This is a genomic window from Variovorax sp. dw_954, assembly GCF_018449755.1.
Taxonomy (GTDB): domain Bacteria; phylum Pseudomonadota; class Gammaproteobacteria; order Burkholderiales; family Burkholderiaceae_C; genus Variovorax.
On sequence record NZ_JAAVVD010000005.1, the window covers coordinates 185,557 to 208,236 of the forward strand.

Genomic DNA, 22,680 nt, shown 5'->3' on the forward strand with positions numbered 1-22,680 from the left:
GTGTGGGTCTCCTCAGGCGACGGATGGCGTGGTGGCGAAATCGCTGGTATCGGTGGGCGTGTAGTTGAAGGAGATGTCGCCCCAGGTGTCGAGCGCCTGCTTCAGCGGCGTGCAGAAGCGCGCGGCGGCCTGCAGGATCTCCGGCCCTTCGTTCCGGATGTCGCGGCCTTCGTTGCGCGCCTTGACCATGCATTCGAGCGCCACCCGGTTGGCCACCGCGCCGGCCTGGATGCCGCCCGGGTGCCCGATGGTGCCGCCGCCGAACTGCAGCACCACGTCGTCGCCGAACAGGTCGATCAGCTGGTGCATCTGCCCGGCATGGATGCCGCCGGAGGCCACCGGCATCACCTTCTTCAGGTCGGCCCAGTCCTGGTCGTAGAACAGGCCGCGCGGCAGGTCCTTCTTCGTGTAGCTGTCGCGGCACACGTTGTAGTAGCCCTGCACCGTCATCGGATCGCCTTCCAGCTTGCCGACCGCCGTGCCGGTGTGCATGTGATCCACGCCGGCCAGCCGCAGCCACTTGGCGATGACGCGGAAGCTCACGCCGTGGTTCTTCTGCCGCGTGTAGGTGCCGTGACCGGCGCGGTGCAGGTGCAGGATCATGTCGTTGCGGCGCGCCCAGTTGCACATGCTCTGGATGGCCGACCAGCCGATCACCAGGTCGATCATGACGATGACCGAACCCAGGTCCTTGGCGAACTCGGCGCGTTCGTAGATGTCTTCCATCGTTGCGCCGGTCACGTTCAGGTAGCTGCCCTTGACCTCGCCGGTGGCGGCGCTCGCCTTGTTCACCGCGTCCATCACGTAGAGGAAGCGGTCGCGCCAGTGCATGAAGGGTTGCGAGTTGATGTTCTCGTCGTCCTTCATGAAGTCCAGCCCGCCCTTCAGCCCCTCGTACACCACGCGGCCGTAGTTGCGGCCGGAGAGGCCCAGCTTCGGCTTGGTGGTGGCGCCCAGCAAGGGACGGCCGAACTTGTCGAGCCGCTCGCGCTCCACGATGAGTCCGGTCGGCGGTCCCTTGAAGGTCTTCACGTAGGCCACCGGGATGCGGATGTCCTCCAGCCGCGCCGCCTTCAGCGGCTTGAAGGAGAACACGTTGCCGATCAGGCTGGCCGTCATGTTGGCGATCGAGCCTTCCTCGAACAGGATGATGTCGTAGGCCACCCAGGCGAAGTACTGGCCCGGCTGCCCCGGCACCGGGTCGACCCTGTAGGCCTTGGCGCGGTAGCTGTCGCAGGCGGTCAGCCTGTCCGTCCACACCACGGTCCAGGTGGCGGTGCTGGATTCGCCGGCCACCGCCGCGGCGGCCTCCACCGGGTCCACGCCGTCCTGCGGCGTGATGCGGAACAGGCAGAGCACGTCGGTGTCCTTCGGCTCGTAGTGCGGGTCCCAGTAGCCCATCTGGCGGTACTTCAGGACGCCCGCGCTGTAGCGCTTCCTCTCATTGGTGACCACGGTTGCGTCGGTGATCAGGCCTTCTTCGTAGGGTTTGTTCAAGTGGGCCTCCAAGCCGGGAAAGTGGGTAGGAAGGGCCACTGTATGAACCGGACGAGCTAAGGTAAATTCACGATTTGTTTGCGGGTCGTTAAGGAAATACTTAACCATGCACATCACCTTTCGCCAGTTGCGCGTCTTCGTGGAGGTTGCCCACCAGGGCAGCGTGCAGCGCGCGGCAGAGGCGCTGCACCTCACGCCGCCCGCGGTGTCGATGCAGATCAAGGAGGTGGAATTGCAGGTCGGCATGCCGCTGTTCGACCGCACCGGGCGGCGCCTGTCGCTGTCGACCACGGGCGAATACTTCCTCGTCTACGCGCGCCGACTGCTCGCCACCTTCAAGGAAGCGGAGGATGCGATGGCCCGCTTCAAGGGCGTCGAGTCGGGCAAGCTGACCATCGGCATGGTGAGTTCGGCCAAGTACTTCCTGCCGCAGTTGCTCGCGCAGTTCCATGCAGAGCATCCCGCCGTCGACGTACGCCTGCGCCTGGGCAATCGCGAGCAACTGGCCGCGCTGATGGAAGCCAATGAAGTCGATCTCTCGGTCATGGGTCGCGCGCCGCGGGAATGGCCCAACCGGGCCGAACCGTTTGCGATGCACCCGCATGTGCTGGTGACATCGCCCCACCACCCGTTCGCCAAGGCCGAGGCCATCCCGGCTGCCGCATTGGTGCGTGAAGGCTTCATCGTGCGCGAGCAGGGCTCGGGCACGCGCGCGGCGCTGGAGGAATTCCTGGCGGCGCATCGGCTGCAGCCGATGTTCATCATGGAGTTGCCGAGCGACGAGGCCATCAAGCAGGTGGTGATGGCGGGGCTCGGTGTCAGCCTGGTGTCGCTGCACACCATCGGTCTGGAATGGCGCAACGGCCTGATCGCGGCGCCGTCCGTGGAGGGCTTGCCCTTGATGCGGCGCTGGCACCTCGTGAATGCCGTGGCCAAGATGCTGTCGCCAGCCGCCGAGGCCTTTCGCTACTTCATGCTGGAACGGGCCGAGGCGCACATGGCTGCGATGTTCGGGACCGAGATGGAGCAGCCGTAGCCGAGGGCCGGTGCCTCACCAATACCCCAGCACCTTCCACCACACCCCGCCCAGCACCGCGAAGATCAGCAACTCGACCACGCACATCACGAAGCCCACGCGCCACCAGACGCCCAGCGTGACGAAGCCGCTGCCGAAGATGATGGGTGAGGTGCCCGTCGCATAGTGCGTCAGCGTCATCATGATCGACGACCCCGCGGCCATCATCAGCATGAAAGGCGCCGCGTATTCGGCCGGGATCAGTTGCGCCCCGACCGCCAGGAACGCGAGCAGCATCGCGCTGATGTGCGCCGTGGTGCTGGCGAACAGGTAGTGCGAGAAGACGAAGGCCAGCACCAGCGTCGCCGCGATGGCGAGCCAGCCCATGCCGCTGGCCACGATGGCGTCCTTCATCGCCTCCGAAAACCAGGTGATCACGCCCAGCTTGTTGAGTTGCTCGGCCATCATCACCAGCGCGCCGAACCACACCAGCGTGTCCCAGGCGCTCTTCTCCGACAGCACGTCGTCCCAGTCGATGGTGCCGGTGATGATGAGCACGAAGAGGCCGAGGAACGCGACCACCGTCGGGTCCAGCGTGAAGGCCGGGCCGAGCAGCATCGCCGGCACGTTGGCCCACAGCAGGAGCAGCAGGGCGAAGGTGCCGAGCATCACCTTTTCCTTCGGCGACAGCGGCCCCATGCGCGCGAGTTCGGTGCGTGCGAATTCCACCGCGTTGGGCGTCGCCTTCAGCTGCGGCGGCGAGAGCACATAGATCACCAACGGCATCACCAGCAGGCAGGCCAGGCCCGGCAGCAGCATGCACAGCGCCCACGTCGTCCAGGTCAGATGAAGGCTACCGCCGCTGGCTTTGGCGATGTAGTCCAGCACCAGCGGATTGGGCGCAGTGGCCGTGACGAACATCGCCGAGGTGAGCGGATTGGCGTGGTAGTTGACCAGCGCCAGGTAGGTGCCGACCTTGCCCTCGGTGCCCTTGGCCGGATCGGAGTCGAAGGCGTTGGCGATCGACTTCATGATCGGATGCACGATGCCGCCGCCGCGCGCCGTGTTGCTGGGCGTGAAGGGCGCCAGCACCAGTTCGCACACCGTCAGGCCGTAGCCGATGCCGATGGTGCGCTTGCCCAGCAACTCGACGAACAGCAGGCCGATGCGGCTGCCCAGGCCGGTCTTCTTCAGGCCGCGTGAAATCAGGATCGCCACCACGATGAGCCAGATCAGCGGATTGGCGAAGCTGCTCAGCGCGTCGGCGATCGCGCCCTTCGACGAGTCCGCCGTGACCTGCGACAGCGAGACGATCACGATCGCCATCATGGCCATGACGCCGATCGGCATGACCTTGAGGATGATCGCGACGATCGTCGTCAGGAAGATGGCCACCAGGTCCCAGGCCTTCGGCGTGAGGCCTTGGGGCGTGGGCATCAACAGCAGCGCGAACAACACGACCGTGGCGATCAGCGCAGGTCCGAGCCGGAAGGGCACCGCTTCGTTGAAATAGCGAAACGTCGCCTTGAGACGCGCGAGCATGGTGCGATCCTCAGCGTTGGGGGGCAGGCGGCGGTGCCGGCGGGGCGCCAGTGTCGTGCGGTTTCGGCTCCGGCGCAACGCAAGCGCCGGCAAGTCAACACGTCGGGAAGTTTTCCCTGTCGCCGCAGAAAGACACCGCATACCTTGGGCGATGGGCGCGCACGCGCGTCCGGTTCAGAAGAATTTCGTAGCCCGAGGAGACTCCACAGATGAAGCATCGCCGCGTTCGATTTCCCGTCTTTTCATTGGCGCCGCTGGCCGCGGCCAGCCTGCTGTTGTGCCACTCGATGCAAGCCGCCGCGCAGGATGCGGCAGCCCCGCCACCAATGCTGCCCACCATCACGGTCGTCACGCCGACACCGCTGCCCGGCATCGACGTGCCGCGCGACAACATCCCGTCCAATGTGCAGACGAGCACCGGTGCCGACATGGAGCGCATTCATGCGCCGGACCTGTCGAACTACCTCTCGCGCGCGATCGGCGGCGTCACCGTGAACGAGACCCAGGGCAACCCGTTCCAGCCCGACATCAACTACCGCGGCTTCACCGCATCCCCGCTGCTCGGCACGCCGCAGGGCCTGTCGGTGTACATGGACGGCGTGCGGCTGAACCAGCCCTTCGGCGACGTGGTGAGCTGGGACCTGATCCCGCGCTCGGCCATCTCGACGATGGCGCTGATGCCCGGCAGCAACCCGCTGTTCGGCCTCAACACGCTGGGCGGCGCAATTGCCATCCAGACCAAGGACGGCCTGCACAACCCCGGCACCTCGGTGCAGTTGTCGGGCGGCTCCTGGGGCCGCGCCGCGCTCGAGTTCGAGACCGGCGGCAGCGACAAGGAAAGCGGCTGGAACTGGTTCGTCACCGGCAACGGCCTGCACGAGAACGGCTGGCGCGTCGACTCGCCTTCCGACGTGCGGCAGCTCTTTGCCAAGGTCGGCCGCACCACGCGCGACGGCAGCGTCTACTTGTCGGCCTCGTTCGCCGACAACGACCTCACCGGCAACGGCACGCAGGAAATCGGCGCGCTGCAGCGCGACTGGTCCAGCGTGCGCACCATTCCCGACAACACCAGGAACAAGGCCGCCTCCGTCAACCTGGCGATCACCCAGGCCCTGAACGACACCTGGACCGCCTCGGGCAACATCTACTACCGCAACATCAAGACCAACACATTCAACGGCGACCTCAACGACGATTCGTTCGAGGAGTCGGTCTACCAGCCAAGCGCGGCCGAACGCGCGGCATTGGCCGCGGCCGGCTTCACCGGCTACCCGAGCAGCGGCGCCACCGCCGCCAACACGCCGTTCCCCAAGTGGCGCTGCATCGCCAACGCCCTGCTGAACACCGAGCCGAACGAGAAGTGCAACGGCCTCATCAACCGCACCGAGTCGAAGCAGGACAACTACGGCCTGGCGGCGCAACTGTCCGCCGACGCCAAGACCGGCGACATCGGGCACTTGTTCGTGGTGGGCGCGGCCTATGACGGCAACCGCACCACCTTCGGGCAGAGCACCCAGTTCGGCTATCTCAACCCCGACCGCACGGTCACGCCGGTGTTCGGCCCCGGCGCCTTCGCGGATGGCTCGCAGGATTCGGAGAACGCCTTCGATGCGCGTGTCGCCTTGTCGAGCCGCTCGAACACCAGCAGCCTGTATGCCACCGACACCATCGAATTCAACAAGCAGACGCACCTCACGTTGTCGGGTCGCTACAACTACACCAAGGTCGACAACACCGACGGCATCACGCCCGGCGGCGGCCCCGGCTCGCTGGATGGCAGCTACACCTTCAGCCGGTTCAACCCCGCGATCGGGCTGACCTTCGCGCCGAGCGAGGCCGTCACGGTGTACGCCGGCGTGAACCAGGGCAGCCGCGCGCCGACGGCGATCGAACTGGGTTGCGCCGATCCGGCCAGCCCGTGCAAGCTGCCCAACTCATTCGCCGGCGACCCGCCGCTCAAGCAGGTGGTGACGACGACCTTCGAGGCCGGCCTGCGCGGCATCGTGTCGCAGAAGATGGCCTGGAACTTCGGCGTGTTCCGCTCCGACAACAAGGATGACCTGCTCTTCGTGTCCGACAATTCGGCCGGCTTCGGCTACTTCAAGAATTTCGGCAAGACGCGCAGGCAGGGCATCGAGATGGGCTTGAGCGCCAAGCCCACGGGCGGCCTCACGCTGGGCGGCAACTTCATGCTGCTCGACGCCACCTATCGCAGCGCCGAGACGGTGGGTGGGTCGGGCAACAGCACCAACGACCAGGCGCTGGCCGGCTTCCCGGGCACCGATGGCACCATCCAGATCCGGCCGGGCGACCGCATCCCGTTGCTGCCGCGGCAAGTGCTCAAGCTGTACGCCGACTACGAGCCGACCGCGCAGTGGCGCATCGGCATGGACATGGTCGCGTCGAGCGGTTCCAACCTGCGCGGCAACGAGAACGGCCTGCACACGCCCGACGGCGTGTACTACACCGGGCCGGGGCGCAGCGCGGGCTACGCGGTGTTCAACCTTGGCGTGGACTACAAGCCGCGGCCGGGGTTGAAGTTCTTCGTGCAGGTGACCAACCTATTCAACACGAAGTACACGACCGGCGGCCAACTCGGCGCCAACGGCTTCACGAACACCGGTGCCTACATCGCACGCGGCCTGCCGCAGAACGCCAATGGCGACTTCCCTGTGAGCCAAAGCAGCCTGATGTCGCCGGGCGCGCCGCGCGCCGGCTGGGTGGGGGTGCGCTACACCTTCGGGACCTGAACCCAGCCGCGGGCGGGACTCCGGACGCAAAAAAACCGCGACTGCTGCAAGGGCAGCCGCGGTGTCCTGGAGACGGAGGACGGCGACTCGTCAAATGCGAGCCGCGCGCCCTCGCTCAGGCTGCGACCGATTCGGCTTCGCGATGCGGGGCCTGGCCGCCTTGGCTCTGCGCAGCCTGGAGGGCTTCGACAACTTCGACGGTCTGGGCGACCGCGGCAGATGCAACGGCCGCGACGGCTGCCGCAGCTGCCGCTGCGGTGGCTTCGCCCACTTCGACCAACGCGGTGCGCTTCGACCGCTTGGCCGGTGCACGCCCGCGTGGTGCGGCGGTCATCGCCTTCGCCGGCCGCGGGCGCGCTGCGCGCCTTGCCGGGGGCGGGGTCTGGGCGACAGCTGGCGCCTCGGCCACGACGGACGCCACCGTGTCCTTGCTCATCGAGCGCTTCAGTTCATCGAAGGCCTCTGTCGTGTAGCGCGCAACCTTCTCGATTTCAGGCACCGCCTCTGGCATGGCCAGGAATCCGATCTGGAAGCGATCGGCCAGCGAGACGGATGTGACGTTGAGCAACTGGCCGGCGGGTACCACCGAGACCGGCAGCACCATCTCGACCGCGGCGCCCATCAGGTAGCGCGGTTCGGCAAAGCCGAACGGGTTGGAAATCATCAGGTTGCTGATCGGCAGCCCGGTCTTCAGGCCGGCTTTCTCCACCATGGCCGGCACGCCGTGCACGAGCGTGGTGTAGAGCATCACCACCTCATTCGTCGACTTCTCGATGACGCTCTTGACGGTGGCGGTTTCGGCACGCACAGCGGCCAATCGCTTTTCCGGGCTCAAGCCTGGCGAACCGAGCGGAAACTGCAGCACGGCGATCTGGTTGCCGCCGCTGGCAGCCGCCAGCGCGACCGGCATCGCCGTGATCAGCGCGCCCTTGGGCCGCTTGCCCTGCTCTTCCAGGTAGCGAGCCAGGGCCATGTCGACGGTGGTGAGCAGCAGGTCGTTCAGCGTGCACCCATGGGCCTTGCCGAATGCCTTCATCTCGCGCACGGGCAAGGTGCAGTAGGCGAAGCTGCGCTTCGAGGAAGCCTTGCCACCGAGCGCGCGCGGCACGCGGGTGTAGGGCAACGAAAGGCTCTTGAAGCCGCCGACGCCGAGCGTCTTCAGGCTCTGCCTGGCAAGCATGGCGTAGAGGCCGACTGCCGACGCGGCAGTTCCCTTGACCAGGCCCAGGACGCTGCCCAGCCGCCCAGCGACGGATTTGCGCACCGGGCCCTCTTGCGCCGGCCGTGAGACGCCTTCCCACATCGCGCGCACGGTGGTGTCGGTCGCGGAAGTGGCGAGCCAGCCCGAGATCGCCTGCACGAAGCCGCGGCCGTCGATGATGCCGTGATGGGTCTTGCCGTAGAGGGCCACCTTGCCACCTTCGAGGCCGTCGATCACGTACAGCTCCCAGAGCAACTTGCTGCGGTCCAGGCGCTTTTCATGCAGTTCGCAGACAAGCTTGGAAAGCTGCTGGAAACTGCCCGGCGCAGCGAGGGTGATGCGGTGCACATGTGCGGCGACGTCCGCATTCGGATCGACCTCCAGCGTGGGCAACCCGAGCGGTTGCATGCGCAGCTTGTAGCTGAAGGGCACGCCCGGTGGACGCTTGAGCATCTGGGTGACGAGCCGGTCGGCGAAGGTTGCGCGGCCGCGTGCGGGCGGGTCGAGCATGATCAGCGGGCCGATGTTGAACGGACGCTCGGGCGTCTCGAGCACGAACATGGCCGCATCGATGATGGAAAGGGCTGGCATGGGGGTCTCCTCCTGAATCTGTTAGTTGGTTTTTTCACTCATCCTGTACTTTGCGTGCAGGACTGGGCGAGGTGACGGCCTCGCTGTAGCCTCATAGTATTACCCATCCTCCGTGGTGGTCCGTTGGGTGCCGGCGTGAAGAAATGGCGGTTCTCACGCTTCGACAAGCGCAAGCCGGCGTCAGGCACGCGCTGGCTTGCGGAGGCTGCCGTGCAGGCCGAGTTGTCCGGGCAGGCCCGACGCGCTTGCTCTGTTCGGCGTGGAGGCCGCCAACCTGAGGACCGCAGCAGAAAGGGGCTCGCGCCTTCAGAACACGATCACACCGCGCGCGTTGCGCCCTTGCGCCAGGTCCTCGAAGGCTTGTGGCGCTTCCTCGATGCGGTATCGCTTCGTGATCAGTTCGTCGAGCTTGAGCTTGCCGGCCTGGTAGAGCGACACCAGGCGCGGGAAGTCATGGCGCGGCCGGGTCGAGCCGTAGAAGCTGCCCTTGAGCGTCTTCTCCTCGAACGCGAAGCTGGCCGTGCGCAAGGTCGTCACGTTGTCCGGCGACGAAAGGCCCACCACCACGGCCGTGCCGCCGTTGCGCAGGCAGGCATAGGCCTGCGCCACGATCGAGCCGTGGCCCACGCATTCGAAGGCGTAGTCGGCGCCGCCGCCGGTGAGCTTGCGCAGTTCCTTCAAAAGGTTCCCGGACTTCGATGCGTCGATGACATGCGTGGCGCCGAAGGTCTTCGCCATGTCGAGCTTGTGGGCCAGCATGTCCACCGCGACGATCATCGTGGCGCCCGCGTTCTGGCAGCCCTGCATGGTGCTGAGCCCGACGCCGCCGGCGCCGAACACCACGCAGATCGACCCAGGCTCGACCTTGGCCGTGTTGCAGGCCGCGCCCCAGCCGGTCATCACGCCGCAGCCGATGAGGGCGCACCGGTCCAGCGGCACGCCGGGCGCGATCTTCACGACGCTGTTCTCGTGCAGCGTGGCGTACTCGGCCATCACGCCGCAGCCGCCCATCACGTTGAGTGGTTGGCCATTGCCATCGGTCGTGCGCCGGTGGCCGCCGAACAGCGTGCCGGGCGCCGATCTGCCGCCCTCGCAGAGATTGGCCCGACCGGTGACGCAGTAGCGGCATTTGCCGCAGGTGTGGACGAAGCTGCTGATGACGGGGTCGCCGACTTTCAGTTCGGTCACGCCCGCGCCGACCTGGGTGACGACGCCGGCGCCTTCATGGCCGAGGATCACCGGCGCAGGCAGCGGGAGGGTGCCGTTGGTCACGGAAAGATCGCTGTGGCAGACCCCGCAGGCGGCCATCTTGATCGTGACTTCGCCGGGGCCCGGCGGGTCGACGAGGATGTCTTCGACATGGACAGTCTGGTTCTCGCCGCGGAACACCACGGCCCTGGATCGCATTTGCATATTTGGGTTGAGTTTGGGGAGGCTCAGCGCTCCCTAGTTTGAAATCACCATCGTCTGGATGGCTGTGAACTCGAGCAGTCCTTCAGGGCCGTTCTCGATGCCCAGGCCCGATTGCTTGCGCCCCGCAAAGGGCGCGTGCGGATCCAGCAGGTGCACGCTGTTGATCCACACGGTGCCGACCTCCAGCCGCTCGCCGATGGATCGGGCCGCGGCGATGTCGGTCGACCACACCGAGGCGCCGAGGCCGAACTCGGTCGCGTTCGCGCGGCGCACGACTTCATCGATGCCCGAGAAGCGCAGCAGCGGAACGATGGGGCCGAAGGGTTCCTCGACCACCACCCGCGCGTCGTCCGGCGGGTTGTCGACCACCGTGGGCGCGATGAAATAGCCCGGGCCATCGGTCATCGAACCGCCCGTGAGAAAGCGCTGGCCCGCGTCGCGCGTCGCGGCGATGAGTTCCCGCACGCGTTCGTACTGCAGCCTGTTCTGCACCGGCCCCAGCATCACGGCCTCGTCGAGCCCGTTGCCGACGCGCGCCGCTTCCGCCGCGGCCACGAATGCCGTCGCGAACGCGTCGTAGATCGCCTCGTGCACATAGATGCGCTTGGCCGCGATGCAGACCTGGCCCGAGTTCAGGAAGGCGCCCATGAACAGGCGGCGCGCGACCTTCTTCACGTCCACATCAGGCATCACGATGGCCGCATCGTTGCCGCCGAGTTCGAGCGTCAGGTGCTTGAGCGTTGATGCCGCCGCTGCCATCACGCGCCGGCCGGTCGCCGTCGAACCGGTGAAGGCGACCTTGGCAATGCCGGGGTGCGAAGTGAGCCGGGGCCCCAGTTCGTCGCCGCCGGAAAGGACGTTGACCACCCCCGCGGGGAACAGCGGCGCCATCCATTCGCCCAGGCGCAGCGCCGTGAGCGGCGTGAAGGGCGAGGGCTTGAGGATGACCGTGTTGCCGCAGAGCAGTGCCGGCGCCAGCTTCCACACGGCAAGCGTGAGCGGGAAGTTCCACGGCGCGATGGCGGCGACCACGCCGAGCGGCACGCGGCGCGTGGTCCACGCGATGCCGGCCTTGTCGGTGCGCAGGGTGGTGGGCAGGTCCATCTTCGCGACGCTGCGGATCCAGTGCGCGCAGCCCAGCACCTCGATCCGTGCCAGTGCCAGCGGCCGGCCCTGCTCCGCAGTGAGCAGCAGCGCGAGGGCCTCGGCATTGTCCTGGAGGCATTGGGCCAGCGCTTCGAGCCTTTGCCGGCGCTCGTCCACGGGCGTGTCGCGCCAGGCCGGGAAGGCGGCCTGCGCGGCCTCGACCGTGGCGTCGAGCAGGGCGAGAGTGCAGTCGGGCGCGTGGGCGATCACCGCCTCCGTGGCGGGGTCGATGACCGGGAAAGAGGTGGGCGCATCGAGCAGTCGGCCGTTCGACAGCAGTCGGAACGGCCGCGCGTCTTGCAGGGCAGGGTGGTCCGGAATCATGAAGTCCTTTTTGCGTAAGCGCCCATGATTCCGTCCGCCGTCCGGTTGCGTCGCCACCCGAAGCGGGGGGAGGGCAGCCGCGCGTCCTCCCGCAAGGGGATGTGTGCATCGGCGCGCGGGGCAATAGTCCCCCTATCGCCAACCGTCACCGTGACGATCAGGAGGACAAATGGATTTTGTTGCCAAGGCCGTGCCGATGACCCGCCAGGACGGACCGTCATTTGCGCAAAACCAATATGACGTGAAACTGAACATCCAATACGGGCGTTTCTCGTCCGGGTCCACGCCGAATATCGAGATGCGCGCCGCGCAGGCGGCCTTGTTCCTGCTCGGCTATTCCACCGGAAAAATAGACGGCATGCTGGGCAACAGGACCCGGGACGCACTCAAGGGTTTCCAGGTCGCAATGGGCCTGCCGGTCACCGGCGACCTGACGGGCGACACCTCTACCGCCCTCTGCCAAAAGGCATTTGCCTGACCCGAAGCGCTGCGATGCCCTCCATCAATTTCGTTCCCAGCGCCGACGCATCCGTGGTCAGTGAGCATTCGAGGCAGGTTTTGCGCGATGTGCTGGCCGATGCGGGCCTCAACTCATGCGTCATCACCAGCACGGTGCGTTCGCCGGCGCGCCAGGCGAGTGCGATGTACGCCAACCTCGAGTCGACCAGCGTGGCAAGGCAACTGGCCCTGTACGGGCCGGCCGGCGACGAAGTCATCGGCGAATACCAGCGGCTGAAGCCCAATGGTCATGGCCGGCAACTCATCGTGGCTGCCATGGCGGACAAGATCAATTTGCTCGGCCCCGGCAATGTGAGCCGCCATTGCGCCGACCCGACGGCATTGAATGTCATCGATATTGCGCCGTCGTCCATTGCGAATAGCCAGCAATTCCTGGCGGCTCTGCAAAAAGCCAGGACCGCCAGCCTGATTTCCAGGTTCTTCTCGCCGGCCAATGGCGATCCGGCATTTCACATCGAGATTCCGCAGCCGACGGCGTAGCGAATTGGCGGGCACGCAAAAATCGGGCCGCAATGGGCCCGGGCAAACGTAAACCCCTAGCCAGTTCGAGGGCCGGGAATTCCAGTTGTATTGATTGGGCGCGCGCGTCTTTTGCGCGGCACCGCCGCAGCGCAGAGCCTCAGGCCGGATGCCGGCTGGCGCCGAAGAACCGATGGATATTGGGCAGCGTCGGCGCCTGCGTCAACGTGGTGACCAGGCCCACTGCGCTTGCTCGCAGCAGTTCGGCGCGCAGCGCGGCTTCGAGCTGCCGGCGTGCCGCTTCGGGGCGATCATGCTCGTACTCCTCATCGAGCTCGCAATGAAGATAGTAGTCCACGCGTCCCATCACACGTTCAATTGCGCCCGAAATGTCCGTCTCGCTCATCCCTCATCCTTGTGTCGCATGCGCACGTTCAACTACGTATCTTTAATTCGCCATCCCTATTTAAGAAAAAGGTACTCAACCCGTTGTTCGAGCGATATATGTACCTTCTGGTGGGGACTATACCGAGCCTGCGCGCGAAATTGAGGGCTCGCCAGTAACGTTCGAATTTAGTTGTGGTAATTTGTCAACTATGTTTCAGTATCGGATGGGGGCGGGAGCAGATGGCGCGCCGCGATGGCGACCCGAACGCAGTCCTTGATGTGTTGTTCGCCCAGGGTGCTCAGGACAGCGTAGCCCAGCAGGGCCGACACGGCCTGGCCCGCCAGGGGCACGTACTTGGTGGCCTGCCTGGCGGTCATCCGCACGCCGACACGCTTGGCAAGGGCCAGTAACAACTCTCGCGTGATCAGTTTGCCAACCAGCAGCGCCCCGACCGCGGCGGCGGCCTTCTGCACGCCCTCGCGGCGCTGGGGACCGAGTTTCTCGAGTTGGGTCAGCGAAAGCCCGAATTCGGCGCTGATCTGGGGCACCACGCGGGACAGCAACGCCGCATCGGTCGCCCAGTCCAGGCCCGGAAGTGGTACGGCGCTGGCGGCGGCGCCGAGCAGGGCCTTGCGCCGCAACACGCTCCGGCTGCGACGGATGGCGGCGATCAGCTTCGGATCGCCCTGGGCAAGTTCGATGGCGCTGGGCATGATGCCCGCAGCGTATCAGCCTGCCACCGACTCCAGTTGGTCGGACAGCGTCAGCCAGCGCTCCTCGAGGGTGGCGATCTCGTCGTTGAGCGCCTTCAGGCGCTTGCCGGCATCGGCAATCTCCGCGGGCGGCAAGGGCTCGGCGAGGCGCGCTTCGAGCGTGGCCTTGTCGGCGCTGGCGGCGGCGAGGCGGGCGTCGATCTGCGCGATCTCGCGCTTGAGCGGCTTTTGCTGCTCGCTGAGTTGCTGGCGCGATTGCGCGTCCTGCTGGCGCTGGTCCTTGCCGCTGGCCGCGGGACGTGCGGCGGCGGGCGCAGGCGCCGGGGCGGGGGGCGCGGCCGCTGCGGAACGTATGGCGTCCTTGGCCTCCTCGCGCAGGCGCTTGGCCTCGTCGAGCAGGTAGCGCTGGTAGTCGTCCAGGTCGCCATCGAAATCGGTCACGCCCCCGCGGCCGACCAGCCAGAACTCGTCGCACACCGAGCGCAGCAGCGCGCGGTCGTGGCTCACCAGCATCAGCGTGCCTTCGAATTCGTTCAGCGCCACGGCCAATGCCTCACGGGTGGCCAGGTCCAGGTGGTTGGTGGGTTCGTCGAGCAGCAGCAGGTTGGGGCGCTGCCAGACCATCATCGCCAGCACCAGGCGCGCCTTCTCGCCGCCGCTCATGGTGCCCACGGGTTGCTTGACCATGTCTCCGCTGAAATTGAAGCTGCCGAGGAAGCCGCGCAGCGCCTGTTCGCCGGTGGCTTCCTTGACGGACGAGCCGAGCTCGCGGGCCATGCGCACCATGTGCTCGAGCGGCGTGTCTTGCGGGCGGAGCACGTCGAGTTCCTGCTGCGCGAAATAGCCGATGTTCAGGCCCTTGCCTTCGGTGATCTCGCCGGCGAGGGCGCCCATCTCGCGCGCAATCGTTTTCACCAGCGTCGACTTGCCCTGGCCGTTGGCGCCCAGGATGCCGATGCGCTGGCCTGCGAGCACCGAGCGGCTCACACCCTTCAGGATGGTCTTGGGCTCCGCGTCCTCGCCCCCGTCGACATTCCTGTAGCCGAAGTTGGCGTGGGTGATCGACAGCATCGGATTCGGGATGTTGCCGGGTTCCTTGAACTCGAAGGTGAAGTCGGCCTCGGCCAGCAGCGGCGCGACCTTCACCATGCGGTCCAGCGCCTTGACGCGGCTCTGCGCCTGCTTGGCCTTGCTGGCCTTGGCCTTGAAGCGATCGATGAACTTCTGCAGGTGGGCGATCTTGTCCTGCTGCTTGGAGAAGGCGACCTGCTGCTGTTCCATCTGCAGCGCGCGCATTTCTTCGAACTTGCTGTAGTTGCCGCCGTAGCGCGTGAGCTTGGCATGTTCGATGTGCAGCGTGACGTCGGTGACCGCGTCGAGGAACTCGCGGTCGTGGCTGATGACGATCATCGTGCCTTGGTACTTCTGCAACCAGGCTTCGAGCCAGACCAACGCGTCGAGGTCCAAATGGTTTGTCGGTTCGTCGAGCAGCAGCAGGTCGCTCGGGCACATCAGCGCGCGGGCGAGTTGCAGGCGCATGCGCCAGCCGCCGGAGAAGCTGTTGACCGGCCCGTCGAGCTCGTGGCTCTTGAAGCCGAGGCCGAGGATCAGCGCCTGCGCGCGCGGCACGGCGTCGTGCTCGCCGGCGTCGGCCAGGTCGGTGTAGGCGTGGGCCAGGGCCATGCCGGCGTCATGGTCGTCGGGGTCGGCTTCGTGTGCACGCTCGGCGGCCGTGAGCGCTTCGCGAAGCTCCACCAGCCGGGTGTCGCCACCGACGACGAAGTCGGTGGCCGATTCCTCGGTCTCGGGCATGTCCTGGGCGACCTGCGCCATGCGCCATTGCTTCGGGATCGAGAAGTCGCCGCCGTCTTCATGCAGCGTGCCGTTGAACAGCGCGAACAGGGTCGACTTGCCGGCGCCGTTGCGCCCGACAAGGCCCACCTTCTCCGACGGGTTGAGGGTGACGGTCGCGCCGTCGAGCAGCACTTTGGCGCTGCGGCGCAGGACGACGTTCTTAAGGGTGATCATGGCAATGTCAGGGCGCCCAGGGCATCGACCGCTGCGAGCACGGTCGCGGTCTGGGTGTCGTGGGCAAGGATGAAGGGTTCGCCGTAGATCGTTTCGTCTGGAAACTCGGTGATCAAGGTCAGGGCGGGGCCCGGACGATTGACCTCGCTGATCATGCAGGCCGTGCCGTGGATGACTTCGAACGGAAGCTCGCCGGCGTGGGCATTGTAGCTGGCACGCTGCGCGGCGTTGAAGGCCATGAGGTCGCGGCGCTCGGCCAGTTGGCGGCACACGTGCTCGGTCAGCGCGCGGGCCTGCGGGGCCCAGCCGGCGTGGTGGCGCACGATGAGGAAAAAACCCTTGGGAACGGTCCACATCTCGAAGCCGCGCGGGATGTAGCCGCAGAACGGGCGCGTCCATTCGTGGGCCGGATAGCCGTGCAGGTTGACGTGCAGTTGCGCGCCCGACAAGGCAAATGCCTGGTGCCGCGCTTCGCGCTCGAAGTAGGGCGCTTCATCGCGGTATTCGAGGTCGTCGCCGAGGGCGGTGTAGCGCGCGGCGTGGTGCATGTGGCGCGGCGCATGGGCGCACAGTTCGCGGTGCAGTGCGTAGCCGTCGGGGTTCTCGAGCGGTATCAGGGCGAAGTGCGCGTCGGGGCGGCGGGCGAGTTCGTGCGCCGCACGCAGCGCGCCGACCACGCCGGAGGTTTCGTTGGCATGTTGCGCGCCGCTGATGACGAGCGCGGGCCCGGCGCCGGGGTGATAGACGCCGGCCACGGAGCGGCCCTGCACGCTGCGGGCTTCGAAACGCCGGCCTTCGATGTGTGCGAGTTCTGACATCGCACGGTCCGGCGCCAGCGGCGCGCTCACCCTGGCCAGCGGCGTGTTGTCGCCTGTGGGCGTCTCGTCGCCTGGCGGCGTCCACGGCCCCACGCTGATGCGCAGCCGCACGGCGCCGTCGCTGGCCCGGATGTCCGGCACGATCTGGCCCGGCTGCAGCCGACGATCGCCGGCCGGCCTGCCGCTGCGCCGCTGAAACACTTCGAGCAGCGAGAAGTACAGGTCTTCGTGCAGCGCCTCGAGGGTGTCGATCCAGCCGGTTTCCCGGGCTGGCGCCGATGCGATGCCGGGCAGGTCGACGCGGATGTCGAGTCGTTCGAAATAGGGCTCGGCTTCGGGCCAGTGGTGCTTGCGCAGGCAGTCCATGGCGTGGCGGAAAACGGCTTCGTGCTCGGACTCGCGCGGGCCGTCGGCGACGACCGTCCCGCCGCGCCGTTCGCGTAGCCAGGCGGTGGGCGACAGCAAGGTTTCGCCGAGGTGGTCGACGTGAACGCGGTTGGGTGCCAGCACGGTGTCGGTGCGGCGGCGACCGTCCCGCCATGCCAGCTCGACCTCGTAGACCGGCAAGGCATCGGACTCGGGCTTGGGCACGAGTTGCAGTTCGGCAGCGCCCAGCATGTCGACCAGCGGATAGGCCTCGAGGGCAAAGCGGCGTGGCGGCGCGTTCGGATGCACCGGATAGTGAACGGTCACGCGCGCGAGGTCTTCATGCGCCAGGCGCTCCAGGAAGTGATGCACCAGCGGCTTGTAGGCGCTGTGGAGGTGCGCCTCCACGCCGGCCGCGCGAAGGCGTTGTTCCGCCGCGCGCCGGACTTGCGGGCCCTCGAACAACCAACCCTCGACAGTCATGCCGGGCCGCGGTTCTTTTGTCAGCAGCTTCTGCCACTCGTCCAGGGTGCGGGGCAACTCGATGTCGAGCAGAACTTTCATGGGAGGGTCTCCGAAGCGCGCACGGCGCGTGCAGGATTGTCCAGGGCGCCGGACGCGTCCTCAAGCCTTGCCGAGTGGATCGAGCCGGTCGCGCAGCCAATCGCCCAGCAGGTTCAGCCCGAGCACGGTCAGCATGATGGCCAGGCCCGGAATCACGCTCACCCACCATGCGGTCTGCAGGTAGTTGCGGCCGTCGGCCAGCATGCCGCCCCAGGTCGGGATTTGCGGGTCGACGCCCAGGCCGAGGAAGGTCAGGCTGCTTTCGAGCAGGATGTTCTCGGCCACGTTGACCGTGACCAGGATCACCACCGGCCCCAGCACGTTCGGCACGATGTGGTGCCGCACCATCGGCAGGTCGCGCACCCCGAAGGCGCGCGCCGCCTGCACGAACTCGCGCTCGCGCAGCGACAGCACCAGCCCGCGTACCACGCGCGCGTACTGCACCCACTGCGACAGGATCATGAACAGGATGATGTTGTCGATGCCGCCGCCCAGGATCGAGATGAAGGTCAGCGCGATCAGGATGAAGGGCAGGGCGAGCTGCACGTCCACGCAGCGCATCAGGAACATGTCCCATACGCCGCGGTAGTAGCCCGCCACGAGGCCGACGATGACGCCGACCGTCACCGAGCCGAGCACCGACACGAAGCCCACGAACAGCGAGATGCGCCCGCCCAGCAGCACGCGCTCCAGCACGTCGCGCCCGAGCGGGTCGGTGCCCAGCGGATGCATCCACTGCGTGAGCGGCGGCACCAGGCGAGCGGCCAGGTCCATGCGCGCGCCGAGGTCCGGATACAGCAACGGCGACAGCACGGCGAGCAGGATCATCGTGCCTGTCAGCAGCACGCCGGCGACGAACTCGAGCGAGCGCAGGTGCCGCCAGCGCACACGCGCCGGCACGTCGCCAGCCGCGGCGGAGGAGGCTTGGGTCATGCCTGCTTCAGCCATTGCGAATGCGCGGATCGATCAACCCGTAGGCCAGGTCCACCAGCAGGTTGGCGCCCACCACCATCAAGGCGAGCACCGTGACCGTGCCCTGCAGCACCGGATAGTCGCGCGCCGCGATCGCATCGAAGGCCAGCGTGCCCATGCCGGGCCAGTTGAAGACCTTCTCCACCACCACCAGGCCGCCGATCATCTTGCCGAACTGCAGGCCGACGTAGGTGATGAGCGGAATCGCGCAGTTGCGCAGCGCATGCTTGTAGAGCACCACGCGGTCCTTCAGCCCCTTGGCCCGCGCGACCATGATGTATTGCGCCGACAGTGTTTCCAGCATCGAGGTGCGCACCAGCCGCACGTTGGTGGCCGAGAAGATGATCGCCATCGTCAGCGTCGGCATGACCAGGCTCGCTGGCCCGTCCCAGCCCGAAGGCGGCAGCAGCGGGAAGGTGATCGACAGCAGCAGCACCAGCATGATCGCGAGCCAGAAGTTGGGGAACGACAGCCCCACCAGCGAGCCGATGCGTATGGCCTGGTCGATGCCCTTGCCCTTGTGCACCGCGGCCTGGATGCCGAGCGGGATCGAGACCAGCAAGGACAGCAGCAGCGACGCCCCCGCCAGCGCCAGCGTGGCCGGCAAGGCGTCGCCGATGAGGCGCGACACCGGCGTGCCGCCGAGGAAGCTGCGCCCGAAGTCGCCCACCAGCAAGCCCTTGAGAAAGGCCGCGTACTGCACCGGAAAGGGCCGGTCGAGGCCGAGCCCGATGCGGATGTTCTTCAGGTCTTCTTCCGTCACGCTGCCCGCGCCCTGGGCCAGCATGATCGCCGGGTCGCCCGACAGCCGCACCGCATACGAGACGAACAGCGTCACCACCAGCACCACGAAGATGGCCTGGAGGATGCGCTTGACGAGGAAGCCGGTCATGTCGCGGCTATCGCTCCTGCATTCGGCTGTCCGCTCCCGAATTCGGTCATTCCACCGTCGCCTCGACGAAGCGGAAGCGGCCGTCCGCCGGCAGCGCGAGGTTCTTCGCGCGCTTGTTGATGCCGTAGACGGTGTTCAGGCTGTAGAGCGGCATCTCCAGCGCCTGGTCGGCCACGTAGCGGCCGATCTCCTGCAGCGTCTGCTTGCGCGCGGCCTGGTCCCAGGTGTTGCGCTGGGTGTGCAGCAGCGCGTTGAGCTTGACGTCGTCGTCGTACGGGTTCCAGCGCTGCTTTGTGTAGTACATCGCGTAGGCCGTGTTGTCGTAGTCGAAGGTCCAGCCGCCCCACTGGTTCTGCCACATCTCACCGGTCTTGCCGTTGGGAATGATGTCGTTGAGCAGCACGTTGGTTTCATAGGGCTTGAGCGCCGCCTGCACGCCCACCGCCTGCAGGTAGGCCGCGACCGCCTGCGAAACCTCGCGGAAGTTGCTGTCCGGGCCGCGGAAGTCGAGTTGCACCTGTGCACCGGGCTTTACGCCGGCCTTGGCCAGCATCGCCTTGGCTTGCGTCGGGTTGAAGGGCAGGGGCTTGAGGCCCGCGTCGTAGCCGAAGGACAGTTCGCCCTGGAAGCTCGCGATCGGCTTGGCCTGGCCGAGCAGGATGGTCTTGATGATGGCGTCGCGGTCCACCGCCATGATCAGCGCGCGGCGCACCTCGCGGTCCTTCATGATGCCGCGCTGGGTGTTGTAGCGCAGGGCCAGCGCCACCGGGCCGTCCATGCTCACGACCGCCAGCTTCGGGTCCTTCCTGAGCGTCTCCAGCATCGCGAGCGGCACCTGGTTGGCGACGTCGACGCGGCCGGCCTGCAACTCGGCGGCCTGCGTGGCCGGCTCGGCGATGAAGCGGTAGACCAGCGAATCGACCTTCGGCGCGCCGCCCCAGTAGTCGGCATTGCGCGCGAAGGAAAGGCTGACCTTCGGCTTGTATTCGGTGAACTTGAACGGGCCGGTGCCGACCGGGTTGTTGCCGAAGAACTCGTTGCCCTTTTCCTTGACGTACTTCGGCGGGACGATCATCGCCCCATAGCCGGCCAGCTTGGTCAGCAGCACCGGGTCAGGCGACTTGAGGTACATGTCGACCGTCATCGGGTTGACCACCACGACCTTGTCGATCGAGGTGTAGTTCGATTGCTGCGGACCCTTCTTGCCGTCCTCGCCGAGCAGGCGGTCGAAGGTGAACTTGACGGCCTCTGCATCGAAGGGCTCGCCGTTGTGGAACTTGACGTTGGGCCGCAGCGTGAAGCGGATCTTCGTGTTCTTGTCCATGAACTCCCACTTGGTGGCCAGGCCGGGGACCAGCTTCATGTCGGGCGTGCGCATGATGAGCCCGTCGAACACCTGGCCGCCGACCGCGCCCCATGCGACCAGGAAGGTCGCGATCGGGTCCCAGTTGCCCGGATCCTGGTGCAAGGCCACGGTCAGCGTGCCGGCGGCCTGCGCGTTGGTCACGGCCAGCGGGCTGCAGAGCGCGGCAAGCGCGAGGCTGGCGGCGAGAAGGGATTTCCTGAAAGTGCGCACGAGGTATCTCCAAGGGGGAAAGAAGGAAGGCTCAGGTAACAGGCAATGCGGTCTCGGCGGCCTGGTGGCCCGCCGCGACCTGGATGAGGCGAAGAATGGCGGGCTCGTCGCCGACCTTGCGCATCGGGCTCGGAATCTCGCCTTCGATGAGCGCGGTGTTCTTGTGGCGGCCGGGCTCGGCCACCGGCACCGCCGACAGCAGCTTGCGCGTGTACGGATGGTGCGGCGTCTCGAACACGGCTTGCCGTGTGCCCATCTCGACGATCTGCCCGAGGTACATCACGGCCACGCGATGCGCGATCTTCTCGACCACCGCCATGTCGTGCGTGATGAACAGGTACGACAGCCCACGCTCGGCCTGCAGCGACATCAACAGGTCGATGATCTGCGCCTGGATCGACACGTCCAGCGCCGAAACGGATTCATCCGCAATGATCAACCTGGGGTTGCAGGACAAGGCCCGTGCGATGCACACGCGCTGGCGCTGCCCGCCCGAGAACTCGTGCGGAAAGCGCCTTGCGTGCTCGGGCTTGAGGCCCACGCTTTCGAGCAACTCGGCCACGCGCCTGTCGATAGCCTTGTCGTCGGCCTGCAGGTGGTGGGTGCGGATCGGCTCGGCAATGCTGAAGCCCACGCGCTTGCGTGGATCAAGCGAGGCGTACGGGTCCTGGAAGATGTACTGGATGTCCTGCCGCAGCTTGCGTCGTCCGGCCGCGTCGAGGCTGGCGACGTCCCGGCCATCGAAGCGGATCGTGCCGCTCGTGGGCTCGACCATCTGCTGCAGCGTCTTGCCGATGGTCGACTTGCCGCTGCCCGACTCGCCGACCAGCGCCAGCGTCTCGCCGGGGTAGATGTCGAGGCTCACGCTTTCGACGGCATGCACCCGATGCGTGACGCGGCCCAGCAGGTTCTTCTTCACGTCGAAGCGCGTGGTGAGGCTGTCGACCTGCAGCAGCGGCGACGCGTAGCGGGCGGTGTCCTGCACCGTGGTCTGTCCGATGGTGCGGCGCGTGTCGCCATCGAGGATTTCGAGCGGCGTGCGCAGCGGCAGCGGCTGTCCGGTGAGGCTGCCGAGCCGGGGCACCGCGGCGAGCAGGGTCTGCGTGTAGGGATGGGCCGGCGCGTTGAAGACTTGCTCGACCGTGCCTTGCTCCACCTTGCGGCCGCGCCACATCACCACCACGTCGTCGGCCATCTCGGCCACCACGCCCATGTCATGCGTGATGAAGATGACCGCGGTGCCGAAGTCGCGCTGCAGCCCGCGGATGGTGTTGAGGATCTGCGCCTGGATCGTGACGTCGAGCGCGGTGGTGGGCTCATCGGCGATCAGCAGCGCGGGCTTGCACGACAGCGCCATCGCGATCATCACGCGCTGGCGCATGCCGCCGGAGAGCTGGTGCGGGTAGGCGTCCAGCAGCCGTTCGGCGTCGGCCAGCCGTACCTTCTTCAGCAATGCCAGCGCCTGCCGGCGCGCCTCGCCGGCGCTCATCGACTGGTGCAGGACGAGCGCCTCGGCGATCTGGTTTCCGACCGTGAACACCGGGTTCAGCGAGGTCATCGGCTCCTGGAAGATCATCGCGATCTCGTTGCCGCGGATGTCCAGCAAGGTGGGCGCCGAAGCCTTCGACAGGTCGATCATTTCTCCCTTGCGCGGCCGGAACAGCACCTGGCCCCGGGCGATGCGGCCCTGCGTGTAGTCGGTGAGTCGCATGATCGCCATCGAGGTCACGGACTTGCCCGACCCCGATTCGCCGACGATGGCCAGCGTGCGGCCCGGCGCCACGTCGAAGCTCAGGCCGTCCACCGCCCTGAACACGCCCTGCGGGGTGTCGAACTCGACCGCGAGGTCGCGCACGGACAGGAGCGGCGACGCAGCGGTGGCGACGGAGGCGGAGGTCACTGGACG

The 22,680-nt window shown here is 66.8% G+C and carries 17 protein-coding genes; 4 read left to right on the plus strand and 13 right to left on the minus strand.

Annotated features, from left to right (window positions below):
• Nucleotides 1-12: 12 nt before the first annotated feature.
• Nucleotides 13-1,497: a ribulose-bisphosphate carboxylase large subunit gene (locus HB681_RS10915; protein WP_213954825.1), complete on the minus strand. Its 1,485-nt coding sequence runs from the start codon at nt 1,495-1,497 to the stop codon at nt 13-15.
• A gap of 106 nt (nt 1,498-1,603) precedes the next feature.
• Here HB681_RS10915 and HB681_RS10920 point away from each other — a divergent pair, with 106 nt between their 5' ends.
• A complete protein-coding gene (locus tag HB681_RS10920; RefSeq protein ID WP_213954826.1) occupies nt 1,604-2,533 on the plus strand; it encodes a LysR substrate-binding domain-containing protein in 930 nt (309 codons plus the stop codon).
• Between the two features lie 15 nt (nt 2,534-2,548).
• Here the strand turns inward: HB681_RS10920 and HB681_RS10925 are convergent, their stop codons facing one another.
• Nucleotides 2,549-4,054: a DASS family sodium-coupled anion symporter gene (locus HB681_RS10925; protein WP_213954827.1), complete on the minus strand. Its 1,506-nt coding sequence runs from the start codon at nt 4,052-4,054 to the stop codon at nt 2,549-2,551.
• Between the two features lie 209 nt (nt 4,055-4,263).
• On the opposite strand from HB681_RS10925, the gene HB681_RS10930 reads away from it, so the two are divergent.
• Nucleotides 4,264-6,804, plus strand: coding sequence for a TonB-dependent receptor (locus tag HB681_RS10930; protein WP_213954828.1), 2,541 nt, complete (start codon nt 4,264-4,266; stop codon nt 6,802-6,804).
• Nucleotides 6,805-6,919: 115 nt separating this feature from the next.
• Here HB681_RS10930 and HB681_RS10935 read toward each other — a convergent pair whose 3' ends face one another.
• From HB681_RS10935 to HB681_RS10945, 3 genes are all read right to left on the minus strand, one after another.
• Entirely contained in the window at nt 6,920-8,596 is a 1,677-nt protein-coding gene (locus tag HB681_RS10935; RefSeq protein WP_213954829.1) for a wax ester/triacylglycerol synthase domain-containing protein, read from the minus strand.
• A 306-nt stretch (nt 8,597-8,902) separates the two neighbouring features.
• Nucleotides 8,903-10,003 (minus strand): Zn-dependent alcohol dehydrogenase, encoded by a 1,101-nt coding sequence (locus tag HB681_RS10940; RefSeq protein WP_256353993.1) that lies wholly within the window; start codon nt 10,001-10,003, stop codon nt 8,903-8,905.
• A gap of 39 nt (nt 10,004-10,042) precedes the next feature.
• Nucleotides 10,043-11,479 (minus strand): aldehyde dehydrogenase family protein, encoded by a 1,437-nt coding sequence (locus HB681_RS10945; protein ID WP_213954831.1) that lies wholly within the window; start codon nt 11,477-11,479, stop codon nt 10,043-10,045.
• Nucleotides 11,480-11,648: 169 nt separating this feature from the next.
• On the opposite strand from HB681_RS10945, the gene HB681_RS10950 reads away from it, so the two are divergent.
• Together HB681_RS10950 and HB681_RS10955 are read left to right on the plus strand one after the other, a co-directional pair.
• Nucleotides 11,649-11,957 carry a peptidoglycan-binding domain-containing protein gene (locus tag HB681_RS10950; RefSeq protein ID WP_213954832.1) on the plus strand — a complete coding sequence of 103 codons (309 nt, stop codon included), beginning with the start codon at nt 11,649-11,651 and terminating at the stop codon, nt 11,955-11,957.
• A gap of 14 nt (nt 11,958-11,971) precedes the next feature.
• A complete protein-coding gene (locus HB681_RS10955; protein ID WP_213954833.1) occupies nt 11,972-12,478 on the plus strand; it encodes a hypothetical protein in 507 nt (168 codons plus the stop codon).
• A 139-nt stretch (nt 12,479-12,617) separates the two neighbouring features.
• On the opposite strand, the gene HB681_RS10960 is transcribed toward HB681_RS10955, so the two are convergent.
• The 8 genes from HB681_RS10960 to HB681_RS10995 form a co-directional block, all read right to left on the minus strand.
• Complete coding sequence (locus tag HB681_RS10960; protein ID WP_213954834.1) at nt 12,618-12,863, minus strand: hypothetical protein; 246 nt, start codon at nt 12,861-12,863, stop codon at nt 12,618-12,620.
• 188 nt (nt 12,864-13,051) lie between these two features.
• Nucleotides 13,052-13,558: a hypothetical protein gene (locus HB681_RS10965; protein ID WP_213954835.1), complete on the minus strand. Its 507-nt coding sequence runs from the start codon at nt 13,556-13,558 to the stop codon at nt 13,052-13,054.
• A gap of 15 nt (nt 13,559-13,573) precedes the next feature.
• Nucleotides 13,574-15,586, minus strand: a complete 2,013-nt coding sequence (locus HB681_RS10970) for an ATP-binding cassette domain-containing protein (protein WP_213954836.1) — start codon at nt 15,584-15,586, stop codon at nt 13,574-13,576.
• Nucleotides 15,583-17,334 (minus strand): M14 family zinc carboxypeptidase, encoded by a 1,752-nt coding sequence (locus tag HB681_RS10975; protein WP_213954837.1) that lies wholly within the window; start codon nt 17,332-17,334, stop codon nt 15,583-15,585. Before HB681_RS10975 ends, HB681_RS10970 begins: the two co-directional genes overlap by 4 nt.
• Nucleotides 17,335-17,394: 60 nt before the next feature.
• The gene (locus tag HB681_RS10980) at nt 17,395-18,267 is read right to left on the minus strand and encodes an ABC transporter permease (protein WP_213954838.1); all 873 of its coding nucleotides are present in this window, start codon (nt 18,265-18,267) and stop codon (nt 17,395-17,397) included.
• A 7-nt stretch (nt 18,268-18,274) separates the two neighbouring features.
• On the minus strand, nt 18,275-19,198 hold the full coding sequence (locus tag HB681_RS10985; protein WP_213954839.1) for an ABC transporter permease: 924 nt from the start codon (nt 19,196-19,198) through the stop codon (nt 18,275-18,277).
• A gap of 46 nt (nt 19,199-19,244) precedes the next feature.
• On the minus strand, nt 19,245-20,774 hold the full coding sequence (locus tag HB681_RS10990) for an ABC transporter substrate-binding protein (RefSeq protein WP_213954840.1): 1,530 nt from the start codon (nt 20,772-20,774) through the stop codon (nt 19,245-19,247).
• A gap of 31 nt (nt 20,775-20,805) precedes the next feature.
• The gene (locus tag HB681_RS10995) at nt 20,806-22,674 is read right to left on the minus strand and encodes an ABC transporter ATP-binding protein (protein ID WP_213954841.1); all 1,869 of its coding nucleotides are present in this window, start codon (nt 22,672-22,674) and stop codon (nt 20,806-20,808) included.
• Nucleotides 22,675-22,680: the final 6 nt, after the last annotated feature.